Origin of the sequence: Kineococcus rubinsiae, assembly GCF_011839805.1 — a bacterium.
In the GTDB taxonomy this organism is placed as follows: Bacteria; Actinomycetota; Actinomycetes; order Actinomycetales; family Kineococcaceae; genus Kineococcus; species Kineococcus rubinsiae.
Genome location: NZ_VWPY01000011.1, coordinates 44193 through 56560 on the forward strand (window position 1 = coordinate 44193; position 12368 = coordinate 56560).

The 12368-nt window shown below is 74.7% G+C and carries 12 protein-coding genes and 2 tRNA genes; 7 read left to right on the forward strand and 7 right to left on the reverse strand.

All coding sequences use genetic code 11. The annotated features are described in order from the left end of the window. The first annotated feature begins 33 nt into the window (after window positions 1-33). A complete protein-coding gene (locus F1544_RS08495; protein WP_167584201.1) occupies window positions 34-294 on the forward strand; it encodes a glutaredoxin domain-containing protein in 261 nt (86 codons plus the stop codon). A gap of 215 nt (window positions 295-509) precedes the next feature. Here F1544_RS08495 and F1544_RS08500 read toward each other — a convergent pair. The 4 genes from F1544_RS08500 to F1544_RS08515 all read right to left on the reverse strand — a co-directional run bounded on the left by F1544_RS08500 (window position 510) and on the right by F1544_RS08515 (window position 3841). After that, a tRNA-Ile gene (locus F1544_RS08500) sits at window positions 510-583 on the reverse strand. Window positions 584-636: 53 nt separating this feature from the next. Further along, the gene (locus F1544_RS08505) at window positions 637-1866 is read right to left on the reverse strand and encodes a metal-dependent hydrolase family protein (RefSeq protein ID WP_167584203.1); all 1230 of its coding nucleotides are present in this window, start codon (window positions 1864-1866) and stop codon (window positions 637-639) included. Further along, window positions 1863-2414: a hypothetical protein gene (locus F1544_RS08510; protein WP_208971512.1), complete on the reverse strand. Its 552-nt coding sequence runs from the start codon at window positions 2412-2414 to the stop codon at window positions 1863-1865. Before F1544_RS08510 ends, F1544_RS08505 begins: the two co-directional genes overlap by 4 nt. After that, the gene (locus F1544_RS08515) at window positions 2411-3841 is read right to left on the reverse strand and encodes an MFS transporter (RefSeq protein WP_167584205.1); all 1431 of its coding nucleotides are present in this window, start codon (window positions 3839-3841) and stop codon (window positions 2411-2413) included. Before F1544_RS08515 ends, F1544_RS08510 begins: the two co-directional genes overlap by 4 nt. A gap of 110 nt (window positions 3842-3951) precedes the next feature. On the opposite strand from F1544_RS08515, the gene F1544_RS08520 reads away from it, so the two are divergent. Genes F1544_RS08520 through F1544_RS08530 form a run of 3 tightly spaced genes read left to right on the forward strand, consistent with a single transcriptional unit; the run spans window position 3952 to window position 6611 of the window. Then, the gene (locus tag F1544_RS08520) at window positions 3952-4869 is read left to right on the forward strand and encodes a MurR/RpiR family transcriptional regulator (RefSeq protein WP_208971513.1); all 918 of its coding nucleotides are present in this window, start codon (window positions 3952-3954) and stop codon (window positions 4867-4869) included. A 52-nt stretch (window positions 4870-4921) separates the two neighbouring features. Further along, window positions 4922-5575 (forward strand): GntR family transcriptional regulator, encoded by a 654-nt coding sequence (locus tag F1544_RS08525; protein ID WP_167584209.1) that lies wholly within the window; start codon window positions 4922-4924, stop codon window positions 5573-5575. 28 nt (window positions 5576-5603) lie between these two features. Continuing rightward, on the forward strand, window positions 5604-6611 hold the full coding sequence (locus F1544_RS08530) for a 1-aminocyclopropane-1-carboxylate deaminase (RefSeq protein ID WP_167584211.1): 1008 nt from the start codon (window positions 5604-5606) through the stop codon (window positions 6609-6611). 10 nt (window positions 6612-6621) lie between these two features. Here F1544_RS08530 and F1544_RS08535 read toward each other — a convergent pair whose 3' ends face one another. The 3 genes from F1544_RS08535 to dnaG all read right to left on the reverse strand — a co-directional run bounded on the left by F1544_RS08535 (window position 6622) and on the right by dnaG (window position 9504). Continuing rightward, window positions 6622-7305: an HNH endonuclease family protein gene (locus F1544_RS08535; RefSeq protein ID WP_167584213.1), complete on the reverse strand. Its 684-nt coding sequence runs from the start codon at window positions 7303-7305 to the stop codon at window positions 6622-6624. A 93-nt stretch (window positions 7306-7398) separates the two neighbouring features. Continuing rightward, a tRNA-Asn gene (locus tag F1544_RS08540) sits at window positions 7399-7471 on the reverse strand. Between the two features lie 146 nt (window positions 7472-7617). Next, window positions 7618-9504: a DNA primase gene (dnaG, locus tag F1544_RS08545; RefSeq protein ID WP_167584216.1), complete on the reverse strand. Its 1887-nt coding sequence runs from the start codon at window positions 9502-9504 to the stop codon at window positions 7618-7620. 54 nt (window positions 9505-9558) lie between these two features. Here dnaG and F1544_RS08550 point away from each other — a divergent pair, with 54 nt between their 5' ends. The 3 genes from F1544_RS08550 (at window position 9559) to F1544_RS08560 (ending at window position 12307) form a co-directional block, all read left to right on the forward strand. Next, window positions 9559-10905, forward strand: a complete 1347-nt coding sequence (locus F1544_RS08550; protein WP_167584219.1) for an O-acetylhomoserine aminocarboxypropyltransferase/cysteine synthase family protein — start codon at window positions 9559-9561, stop codon at window positions 10903-10905. Then, window positions 10902-11507: a CoA-binding protein gene (locus F1544_RS08555; protein WP_308469955.1), complete on the forward strand. Its 606-nt coding sequence runs from the start codon at window positions 10902-10904 to the stop codon at window positions 11505-11507. Before F1544_RS08550 ends, F1544_RS08555 begins: the two co-directional genes overlap by 4 nt. 77 nt (window positions 11508-11584) lie before the next feature. After that, window positions 11585-12307, forward strand: coding sequence for a DUF4190 domain-containing protein (locus tag F1544_RS08560; RefSeq protein WP_167584222.1), 723 nt, complete (start codon window positions 11585-11587; stop codon window positions 12305-12307). Window positions 12308-12368: the final 61 nt, after the last annotated feature.

Below are 12368 nucleotides of genomic sequence, written 5' to 3' on the forward strand. Positions count from 1 at the left end.
GAAGGCCCCAGGCCGCAGCGGGGTTGCACCGGTGTGACCGTCGAGCTGTTCTCCTCCGCGTTCTGCGGGCCCTGCGTCAGCACCCGCCGCGTCCTCGCGCGGGCGGCGCAGCTGGTCCCCGCGGTGCGGGTCGTCGACGTGGACGTCGCCGAGCAGGTCGACCGCGCCGAGGCCGCGGGCATCCGCACCACCCCGACCGTCGTGGTCCGCGACGACGCGGGCACCGAGGTCTTCCGCGCCGAGGGCGTCCCGACGCTGCCGCAGGTCCTCGTCGCGATGGCCCGCGTCGCCTGACGCCGACCGCCGACACGTCCTCAGCGCGCCGTCCCGCGCGGGGCGTAGTAGAACCGGACCGTCGGTGACGCGGACCCGCGGGTCCGCGGCCGACGTGCTCCCCGTCGTGCGTCGCCCCGCCGCGACGAGCTGGAGCGGCCCGAGCCGTCGGCACCGTCCGGCGGTGACGGTCGCCCCGCACCGGGAGGGCGGCCGCGGCCCTGCCGCCGGAGCCGTAGGGCGGGTGGGGCTCGAACCCACGACCGAGGGATTATGAGTCCCCTGCTCTGACCGACTGAGCTACCGCCCCGAGGGCGCCGCCGCGGAACGGGGCGCCGCCCGCGCCAGGGTAGCGGCCGGGACTCAGCGGCGGTCGAGGACCACGTGCCCGGCCTGCACGACCACGGGGACGTGCTTGCCCGGGTCGGCGAGGATGCCCGCGTCCTGCAGGGGGTCACCGTCGACGAGGACGAGGTCGGCGTGGGCACCCGGGGTGAGGACCCCCACCTCGCCGACCATGCCGAGCAGTTCCGCGGCCACGGTGGTGGCCGAGCGCAGGACGTCCAGCGACGGCAGCACGTCGGCGCGGATGCGGAACTCCTGCGACTGGTGGCGCTGCATCCCGCCGAGCAGGTCGGAGCCGTAGGCGATCTTCACGCCCGCTGCGGCGGCGAGCTGCAGCGCACCGATCCCGGCGTCGAGGACGGCGTCGACCTTCTCCCAGCTGTCCTGCGGCAGCCCGAACTCCCGCCCCTCCTCCTTAAGCGCCCAGTACGTCACGAGCGTGGGCACGAGGAAGGCGTCGTGGGCCAGGAACAGCTCGACGCTGTGGGCGTCGAGGAGGTTGCCGTGCTCGATGGTGCGGATGCCCGCTTCCAGGGCCCGGTCGATGGCCCGCGCGGTGTAGGCGTGGGCGGCGACGTAGCGGTTCGCGGCCTCCGCCTCCGCGACGACGGCGCGCAGCTCGTCCAGGGAGTACTGCGTGGAGTCGATGCGGTCGGTCGGGGACGACACTCCCCCGCCGGCCATGACCTTCAGGTGGTGGGCCCCCTTGCGCAGCTCGTCGCGCGCGGCGACCCGCAGGGGTTCGACGCCGTCGACGACCCGGCCCATGCTCGCGCAGCAGCCGGGTTCCTCCTGCGCGTCGGCGCCGGGGCCCCGGACGTCGCCGTGCCCGCCGGTCTGGCTCAGGGCCTTGCCGCCGAACGCGAGGCGCGGCCCGGTGACGAGACCCTCGGCCTGCGCCTGGGCGAGGCCGAAGTCGGCGCCCCCCGTGTCCCGCACCGTGGTGAAGCCGCGGTGCAGCATGTCGCGCATCAACCGGCCCGCGTGGGCGGCGACGTAGCTCGGCGCCCACGTCGGCAGTGCACCCAGGTCGGCGGTCGCGGCGGTGACGTGGACGTGGCAGTCGACGAGGCCCGGCAGGACGCGCAGGCCCGTGGCGTCGACGACCCGCGCGTCGTCGGGTGCGCTGAGGCCGCGCCCGACCTCGACGACGCGGCCGGAGCGGCTGAGGACGTCGTGGCCGGCGAGGTACTCCCCCGCGACGAGGTCGAGGACGTCGCCGCCGCGCACGAGCAGGCTGTCGGTCATCGGGGGGTTCCTCCGGGGTCGGTGGTCGGGGCGGTCGTGGCGCGGGCCGCGTGCCAGGCCCGCAGGGGTTCGCGGGCCAGCTCGGCGAGCCGCAGCGCCGCCGGGACCGAGGACTCGTCGTAGCGGCCCTCGGCGTCGAGGAGGCTGAGCGAACCCAGCGTCCGGCCGTCGTCGACGACGGGCACGTTGAGCGTCGCCCCGCAGCCCAGCGCCTCGATGGTGGGCCAGTCGGCGAAGACGGCGGCCACCTCGGCCGGGGTGCGCCCGAGGTAGGGGCGGCGCTGCACGAGCACCTGCTGCGGCCAGGGCGCGTCGCGCGGCATGAACTTCTCCCCGCCGACGGGGTACTCCACCGGGTGGGAGGTGTGGATGCGCTGCAACGCAGCCCGCTCGTCGTCCCACGCCAGGACGGTGAACAGCCGCACGCCGAGGCCGGCCTGGGCCGCGGCCTCGACGACGTCGAAGCCCGGGGCGTTCTCCCCCGCCCGTTCCGGCCGGGTGATCGTCGTCCGCGGCGCGGTGGTCGGAGTGGTTCCGGTGTCGCTCACGCGCGCGTCCCCCCGACCGTCGGCGTACCGAGCACGTCCTCCTGCGCGGCGTGGACGGCGTCGGTCTCGGTGAGCTCCTCCAGCGACCGACCGGCCGTGGAGAGCCCGAACACGAGCACCGCGACGACCCCGACGACGAGGACCGCGGTGACCATGGTGAACACGCCCCCGAACCCGAGCGAGACGTAGAAGAACCCGATGAGGGCCGGGGCGCTGATGCTGCCGAAGCGGCCGAAGGCGCTGGACAGGCCCGTGCCGGTCGCCCGGATCCAGGTCGGGAACACCTCGGGCGTGTAGGCGTACAACCCGGCGTAGGTGCCGTTGAGGAAGAACGACAGCACGGCACCCGCGAGGACGATGGTCACCGCGCTGTCGGCCTGGCTGAGGGCGAAGGCGCTGAGCGCGGCACCGATCAGGTAGGCCGCGATGGTGCGCCGGCGGTCGAAGCGCTCGTTGCACCAGGCCGCCGAGAAGTACCCGGGGATCTGCGCCAGGTAGATGATGATGGAGAACTCGAAGCTCTTGGTGACGGTGAAGCCGCGGTCGACCAGGAGCGTGGGGATCCAGCTGAAGAACCCGTAGAACGAGAACGTGGCCACGAACCACAGCAGCCAGACGACGGCGGTGCGCCGCGCCATGGCGCGGCTGAACAGGAACCGCAGGGCGGACAGCAGCGTGGGGCTGGCCTGCTGCACCGCGGGTCGCGTCGCCGTCACCCCGACCGGCGCCTCGACGGCGGGCAGCGGACGGCCGGTGGCGCGCTCGACGCTGCGCTCCATGCCGACCACGACGGTCTCCGCCTCGGCGACCCGGCCCCGCAGCAGGAGGTAGCGGGGCGATTCCGGGAGCGAGCGCCGCCACCACAGCAGCAGCACCACGGGCAGCGCCGTGAGGACCTGCGCCCAGCGCCAGCCGTCACCGCCGCCCTCGACGACGAAGCGGCCGAGCAGGGCGGCGAGGACGTAGCCGAAGGAGAAGAACCCGGCCAGGGCGCCGATGAACCAGCCCCTGCGCTTGGCGGGGACGAACTCGGCGAGGAACGGGGCGATGATGGCGCTCTCGGCGCCCGTGCCGAGGCCCGCGAGAATGCGGGCACCGACGAAGAACGAGAAGTTCGGCGACGCGGCGGCCACGAGGGTGAACGCCGCGTAGAACGCCAGCGCCCACATCATCACGCGGCGGCGGCCGATCCGGTCGGCCAGCAGGCCGGCGATCGTGGCCCCGACGAGGTAGCCGATCGGCGTGGCGGAGCCGATGATGCCGGACTGCGCGCTGGTCAGCTCCCACTGCTCGCGGACCGACGGGAGCAGGAACGCGACGACGGCCCCGTCGAGGCCGTCGAAGGTGTACCCGAGGCCGCCGATGAGGAGCAGGACGTAGTGCGGACGGCTCAGGGGCAGCCGGTCGAGCCGTTGCAGCAGGTTCACGGAGTCTCCTCGGGCACGGGTGGAACGAGGGGCAGTGTCCGCAAACGTAGGGTCACTCATAGATGTTCTGCAATGGTTCTTGCAGGAAATGTTGCCGTAACGTGCGCCGGGTGACGAGCGAGCCCGCGCCCGACGAACCCGTGACGCCGGACCCGGCCGGCCGCGAGGACGGCCTCGAGACGTGGCTGTCCTCCCGCGCCCCCGGTGGCCGGCTGTCGACGAAGTCGCGCGCCGTCGTGCACGTCCTGCACACCAAGCCCCGCACGGCCTCCTACGGCGGCGCGGCGGAGGTCGCCCAGCTCGCCGGCGCGACGGTCGCCACGGTGACCCGCACCGCTCAGGCGCTCGGCTTCGACGGGTGGCCGGCGCTGCAGCAGGAGCTGCGGGCCCGCTACCTGTCCTCGCTGAGCGCCCCGCAGGTCGCCGCCGAGCACGGCAGCCTCACCGACGCGGCCTCGGCGGCGTCCCTGCGCCGCGACGTCGACGACCTCGCGGTGCTCTCGCGCAGCACCGATCCCGCCGCCGTCGTCGCCGTGGCCCGGGCCATCGCGGGCGCCCGGCGCACGCTGGTCATCGCCTCCGGCAGCTACGCGGCGGTCGGGATCGCCCTGGCGCACAACGCGGGGCTCGCGGGCTACGACGTGCAGCTGCACGACGGCGCCTCGGCGTCGATGGTCAACGCCCTGGCCCGGGTGGGCCCCGAGGACGTCGTCGTCACCGTCAGCTTCTGGCGGCTCTACACCAGCGCCGTCCGGGCCGCGCAGGCCGCCGCCGAGCGCGGGGCGACCGTCTGCAGCGTCACGGACTCGGCGAGCGGTCCTCTCGCGGCCGCGGCCCGGCACGTCCTGCTCGTCCCGGCCGAGGGCGTGTCCTTCTTCCCGTCCCTCACGCCGGCCCTCGCCGTGGTGCAGGCGGTCTGCGCCGAGCTCGCCACGCTGGACCCGGCCCGCACCCGGGCCAGCGTCGAGGCGGCCGACGGGCTCTGGGACGCGTTCGGGATCCTCGACCGGGCCCCCCGCCGCCCCTGACGCCCACCGCGCAGGTTGACAGGGGACGACCGGGCTGCGTGCAATATGTTGCATGCCGGTTCCCGAAAACGCCGCCCACCGGCGCTCCCTCCTGCGTGAGGACGCCTACCGGGCGCTGCGCGACGCGATCGTCGACGGGACGCTGGCGCCGGGTGAGCGGTTGCGCGACCCCGAGCTGGAGCACTGGCTCGGCATCAGCCGCACGCCGATCCGGGAGGCCCTCGCGCGCCTGGAGCAGGCGGGGCTCGTCCGCACCCGCCCGGGGCACTCCACGGTCGTCGCGCCGTGGGACGCGCGCGCCGCGCGGCACGCGCAGACCCTCGCGGCGGCGCTGCACCAGCTCGCCGTCACCGAAGCCGTCCCGCACCTCGACGCCGGGCACGCCGACGCCCTGCACCGCAGCAACGACGAGTTCGCGGCGGCGCTGGCGGCCGGGGACCCGGACGCGGCGCTCGCCGCGGACGACGCGTTCCACGACGTCTTCGTCACGGTGGCGGGCAACCCGCTGCTGCGCTCCGCCCTCGACCAGGCGACCCCGCTGCTGCGGCGGATCGAGCGCGCGCGGTTCTCGACCCTGTCCGGGCGCGGGTCCGTCGCCCAGCACGCCGCCATCACCCGGCACGCGCTGGCCCGCGACGCCGAGACGGCGGGCCGGCTGGCGCGCGAGAACTGGCTGACGCTCGACCCCTTCCTCGACCTCCTCTGAAACCCTTCCCCCGAACTGGAGCCCTCCCGTGCGTCTCGAGCAGTTCCCCCGCCACCCGCTGACGTTCGGCCCCAGCCCCGTGCACCCGATGCCCCGCCTGAGCGCCCACCTGGGCGACGTGCAGGTCTGGGCCAAGCGCGAGGACGTCAACTCCGGTCTCGCCTACGGCGGCAACAAGACCCGCAAGCTCGAGTACCTCCTGCCCGACGCGCTGGCGAAGGGCGCGGACACCCTCGTCTCGATCGGGGGCGTCCAGTCCAACCACACGCGCCAGGTCGCCGCGGTCGCCGCGTCCCTGGGGATGAAGGCCGTCCTCGTGCAGGAGCAGTGGGTCGACTGGCCCGACGCCGTCAACGACCGCGTCGGCAACATCCTGCTGTCGCGGTTGATGGGCGCCGAGGTCCGCCTCGTCGACGAGGGTTTCGGCATCGGGTTCAAGAGCTCGTGGGAGCAGGCGCTGGCCGACGTCGCCGAGCGCGGCGGAACCCCCTACGGCATCCCCGCGGGCGCCTCCGACCACGAGCTCGGCGGCCTGGGCTTCGCGAACTGGGCGTACGAGGTGCAGCGCCAGGAGCAGGAGCTCGGGATCTTCTTCGACACCGTCGTCGTGTGCTCCGTGACGGGGTCCACGCACGCCGGGATGATCGCGGGGTTCGCGGGGCAGGACCGCCCGCGCCGGGTCATCGGCATCGACGCCTCGGCCCGCATCGCCGAGACCCGCGCCCAGGTCGAGCGGATCGCCCGGCGCACGGCCGACCTCATCGACCTCGGCCGCGACCTGCGCGACGACGAGATCACCGTCCTGGAGGGCTGGGCCGGCGACGCCTACGGCATCCCCGTGGCCTCGACGCTCGACGCCATGCGCCTGACCGGCCGGCTCGAGGGCGTCGTCCTCGACCCGGTGTACGAGGGCAAGTCGATGGCGGGGCTGATCGACCTGGTGCAGGACGGGCGGATCCCCGCGGGCTCGACCGTCCTGTACGCCCACCTCGGCGGGCAGCCGGCCCTCAACGCCTACAGCGCCCTCTTCCGCTGACCCGCCGGGGTCAGGACGCGGGCAGGGGCTCGCCGGGGCAGCCGGCCAGGACGTCGGCCATGGCGTCGTGCTCGGCGGGCGTGACCCACAGGCCGTAGGTCCGCTTCACGGCGATCTGGCGCGCGACGTAGGCGCACTCGCCCTCGGGCGGCAGCCACTGCGAGGCGTCGTCGTCGCCCTTCGCGGAGTTCAGCGAGCCGTCGACGGCGAGCAGCTCCCGCGGGTCGTTGGCGAACTCCAGCAGCCGCTGGGCGGAGAACGCCGACGCCCCCGTGCGCCACGCGTCGGAGAGCGCCACGACGTGGTCGACCTGCACCTCGGCGCTCGTGGCCGCGCCGCGGCGGAAGGAGATCACGGCGTCGGAGTAGGGGTCGTCGAGCGTCCCGGTGAGCACCACGCACCCGTCGGCGCGGGTGCGGACGTCGGTGAGGTCGCGGCGCAGGACGTCGTCGCGGGTCCCGCAGCCGTTGCCGTCGACGTCGGCCCAGGCCGGGCCGAAGCGGTCGCGCTGGTAGCCGCGGGAGGAGCCGGCGGGGGCGACCTCGAGCCCGGTGAGGGCGGCGGACGCGCTGCCCCCGGGGGCGGTCGGGCCGGTCTCCCCGCCGGAGCCGCGCAGCAGCACGAGGACCAGCAGGAGCAGGAGCAGCGGGACGAGGATCGCGGCCACGGCGCCGCTGCGTCCGCGCTGCGCCACTGGTCACCCTCCGTCGTCCCGCACGATCCCCCCGACACGACGACAGGGGGTGCGCGACGTGAGTCGCGCACCCCCTGCCGGTGCTCCGTGGAGCTCCCGCCACTGGACTCGAACCAGTAACCTGCCGGTTAACAGCCGGCTGCTCTGCCAATTGAGCTAGGCGGGACCACAGCCGCTCTCACCCGTTCGGGTTCCCTCGGCCACAGCAGGTCAACCGTACCAGCCCGTCCGCGACGCTCGCGTCGCCGACCCGTGGACGGCCGCCCTGCACCTGTCTGTCGGCGCCGGCGACCCGGACCTGAGGTGCCCCGGTCAGGCGCCCTGCGAGCGCTCCTGGAGCGCGCGGCGCAGGGCCTCCAGGCGGAACAGCTCGGTGGAGGCCGCGGCGTACTCCTCGGCCTGCGCCTGCGGGTCCAGGCGCTGCAGGGCGCGGCGGGCCTGGGCCACCGAGCGGGTCGCCGACTGCAGCGCGAGCGCCGCGATCATCGACCGCCCCCAGCGCTCGACCTCGGACTCCGCCGGCACCGGCAGGTCGACCACCGCGAGCTCCTGCACGAGGCCCGCGACGGGGCCGGCGGCGTACTCCAGGACGGTGGAGACCCACGCCGTGCCCGGTGGGGCCTCCAGCGGCCCCCCGGCGGCCGTGACGGCGTCGTGCACGGCCTGGTGGGCCGGCACGGTGAAGGCGCCGTCCTCCAGGGCCGTGAAGTCGGTGGCCACGGCCGAGGGGTGCTGCAGGACGCAGGCCAGGACGTGGCGCTCCAGCCGCGCGACCGGGTCGAGCGGATCGACCCGGGCGCGGGCGGAGGCCTCGCGGCGCTGGGGTGCCCCGGGGCCGCCCTCGCGGCTCCGGCCGCCGTGGCGGCGGACCCGGTCGAGCACGAAGCGCTCGTCGAGGAAGCCCAGCCAGCGGTCGAGGTTGACGGCGTAGCGGTGCTGCAGCCCGACGTCGCGGATGCCCGCGACGATCGGGGCGGCCGCGTCCAGCGCGGCGAGGCGGCCGGCCTCGTTGTCGAGGTCGAAGCGCTCCAGGGTCGAGCGGATCGCGAACTCGAACAGCGGCACGCGCGCGGCGATGAGGGCGGCCACGGCCTGGTCGCCCTGCGCCAGGCGCAGGTCGCAGGGGTCCGCGCCGCCCGGCTCGACCGCGACGTAGGTCTGCGAGGAGAAGCGCTGGTCCAGCTCGAAGGCCTTCAGCGCGGCCTTCTGGCCCGCGGCGTCGCCGTCGAAGGTGAAGACCACCTCGCCGGAGCCGTCGGCGTCGCCGAGCATGCGCCGCACGATGCGCACGTGCTCCTCGCCGAAGGCCGTGCCGCAGGTCGCGACCGCGGTCGTCACCCCGGCCAGGTGGCAGGCCATGACGTCGGTGTAGCCCTCGACGATGACGACCTGCTTGCGGCGGGCGATGTCGCGCTTGGCCAGGTCCAGGCCGTACAGGGCGTGCGTCTTCTTGTAGATCGGCGTCTCGGGGCTGTTCAGGTACTTGGCCTCGATGCGGTCGTCGTCGAAGAGCCGGCGCGCCCCGAAGGCGATCGTCGCGCCGCTGACGTCGCGGATCGGCCACACCAGGCGGCCGCGGAAGCGGTCGTAGAGGCTGCCGCGCTGCGAGCGGGCCGCGAGGCCGGAGGTGATCAGCTCGTCCTCGGTGAAGCCCTTGCCGCGCAGGTGCTTCAGCAGGGCCTCGCCGCTGGAGGGCGCGAAGCCGACGCCGAAGCCGGCGGCCTCGGCCCGCCCGAAGCCGCGCTCGGCGAGGAAGCGCCGCGCGGTGTCGGCCGGGCCCTCGGCCTCCAGCTGCGCGCAGTAGTACTCCTCCGCGACCCGGTGGGCCTCCAGCAGCCGCTGCCGCTGGCCTCCCCCGGCCCCGCTGGGGCGCTGCCCCGCGCGGCCCGCGTCGTCGACGTAGCGCAGCGTGATGCCGACCTGGGAGGCGAGGCGCTCGACGGCCTCGGTGAAGCCCAGGCCGTCGATGCGCTGGACGAACTCGATGACGTCGCCGCCCTCGCCGCAGCCGAAGCAGTGCCAGCGCCCGACGACGGGGCGCACGGTGAAGCTGGGGGTCCGCTCGTCGTGGAAGGGGCACAGGCCCTTGAAGGAGCCGACCCCACCGGGACGCAGCGCGACCTGGGCGCCGACGACCTCCTCGATCTTGACGGTCTCCTTGACCGCCAGGAGGTCGTCGGGGTGGATGCGGCCGGGCACGGGCCCGAGTGTAGGTGGGTCGGCGGCGACCCGGCCGGGTGGCAGGATCGCCCTGTGAACGATCCCGCTGCCAGCCAGCAGACCGGTGCCGCACGCCGCGACGTCACCAGCGACCGGACCTGGGGCTTCCGCACCCGGGCGGTGCACGCCGGTGCCGTCCCGGAGCCCACGACCGGCGCCCGCGCGGTGCCGATCTACCAGACGACGAGCTTCGTCTTCGAGGACGCGGCCGACGCGGCCAACCTCTTCGCGCTGCAGAAGTACGGCAACATCTACAGCCGCATCTCCAACCCCACCGTGGCGGCCCTGGAGGAGCGGATGGCGTCGCTCGAGGGCGGCCTCGGGGCGCTGGCGTGCAGCAGCGGGCAGTCCGCGGAGTTCCTCACCTTCGCCGCCCTCGCGGGCGCGGGCGACCACATCGTCGCCTCCAACAACCTCTACGGCGGCACGGTCACGCAGCTCGACGTCACGCTGCGCCGCTTCGGCGTCGACACCGTCTTCGTCGACCCGGAGCCCGAGGCGGTCGCCGCGGCCATCACGGACAAGACCAAGCTCGTGTTCACCGAGCTCGTCGCCAACCCCTCCACGGTGATCGCCGACATCCGCGCCCTGGCCGACGTCGCGCACGCCGCGGGCGTCCCGCTGGTGGTCGACGCGACCACCGCCACGCCGTACCTGTGCCGCCCCATCGAGCACGGCGCGGACATCGTCATCCACTCCGCGACGAAGTTCCTCGGCGGCCACGGCACCACGCTCGGCGGGATCGTCGTGGACGCCGGGACGTTCCCCTGGGACAACGGCCGGTTCCCGCAGATGACCGAACCCGTCACCAGCTACGGCGGCCTGTCGTGGTGGGGGAACTTCGCCGAGTACGGGTTCCTCACCAAGCTGCGCAGCGAGCAGCTGCGCGACGTCGGCGCGACCCTGTCGCCGCACAGCGCGTTCCTGCTGCTGCTCGGCGTGGAGACGCTGCCGCAGCGCATGCGCGAGCACGTCGCCAACGCCCGTCGGGTCGCCGAGTGGCTCGAGGCGGACGAGCGCGTGAGCTGGGTCCGCTACTCCGGCCTGCCGTCGCACCCGCACCACGACCGCGCGCAGCGGTTCCTGCCCGAGGGCCCGGGGGCGGTGTTCTCCTTCGGCGTCGCGGGCGGTCGCGCCGCGGGCGAGCGGTTCATCGAGGCGTGCCAGCTCTGCTCGCACCTGGCGAACATCGGCGACGCGCGCACCCTCGTGCTGCATCCCGCGAGCACGACCCACCAGCAGCTCAGCCCGGAGCAGCTGGCCTCGGCCGGGGTTCCCGAGGACCTCATCCGGATCAGCGTCGGCCTCGAGGACGTCGACGACGTCCTGTGGGACCTCGACCAAGCCCTCACCGTCGCGACGAAGGGGGCCGGCGCGTGAGCACCACCGACCCCACCGACGTGACCCTGGGCTCCATCGGCGACACGGGAACCGTTGCGGCGCAACCGTCGGCGCCGGTCGCCCCGGCCACGAGCTCCCACGACGCGCCCGTCGACGGCAGCGCGGGCGCGTGGACCGCGCCCCGCCCGGGCGAGCGGCTGCGGATCCTGCGACGCAGCCGCACGGTCGCGATCGTCGGGGCGTCGAACAAGGCCTCGCGCGCCTCGTACTTCGTCTCGACCTACCTGCTCGCGAGCTCCGACTTCGAGGTGTGGTTCGTCAACCCGAACGAGGACACGATCCTCGGCCGGCCCGCGTACCCCTCCCTCGCGGCGCTGCCGGGCGTGCCCGACATCGTCGACGTGTTCCGCCGGCCCGACCAGCTCGGGGCCGTCCTCGACGAGGCGATCGACGTCGGCGCCCACGCCCTGTGGTTGCAGCTCGGCCTCTACGACGAGGACGTCGCCCGCCGCGGGACCGAAGCCGGGCTGGACGTCGTCATGAACCGCTGCCTGAAGATCGAGCACGCGCGCTTCCACGGCGGCCTGCACTTCGCCGGGTTCGACACCGGCGTCATCAGCTCCCGCCGCCGCGGTCGCTGAGGGGCGACTGCTCCGGACGGGCGGGCGCGGGCTCCGCGGACCGGTTCCGGCCCGCGGCGCTCCGTAGCATGGGGACGGTGGAACCGTTCCCCTCCTCCCCGCCCCCCGGCGGCCCGTGGGCTCCCCCGGGCCCGCGCGGCACGGACGGCTTCGCGATCGCCTCGCTCGTCACGGGCCTCGCCGGTCTCGGCGCCGTCCCGCTCGCGCTGGGCCTCGTCGGCCTGCAGCGCACGCGGCGCAGCGGTGCGGCGGGGCACGGCATGGCGGTCGCGGGCGTCGTGCTCGGCGCCGTCAGCCTCGTGGCCGGCCTGGTGCTCGTCGCGGCCTTCGCGGTCGGGGCCGTGGCGGGGATCGCGAACCTGGCCCGGTCGGCCGCATCCCCCGGCTCCTGGGCCGACGACTCCTCCCGCGTGCTCATCGACGACCTCGCCGTGGGCGACTGCCTCGACTACGGCGACCCAGACGACACCGACGCCGTCCTCGGCGTCGACTGCGGGTCGAGCCACGAGGCCGAGGTCGTCGAGGTGGTCACGCTGCCGGGGACGGGCGCCTACCCGGGCGATGACGCGGTGGACTCCGCCGCCGACGCCCAGTGCTCCGACGTGGTGGCCGGCGCCCTCGACGCCGCCGGCGTGGACACCGCCACCGTCGGCTACGACTACTTCCTGCCGCTGCCCACCGCGTGGGACGCGGGCCGCCGCGACGTGGCGTGCCTGGTGACCGGCGGGGACGACGACCTCACCGGCTCGCTCACCACCGGCACGCTCGACGCTCCGGCGGCCGAGGTGCCGTCCGTCTGAGGGCCGTCCGTCAGGGAACCGGGGACCCGCCCCTCCCCGCCGTGATCATGCAGGGATTACC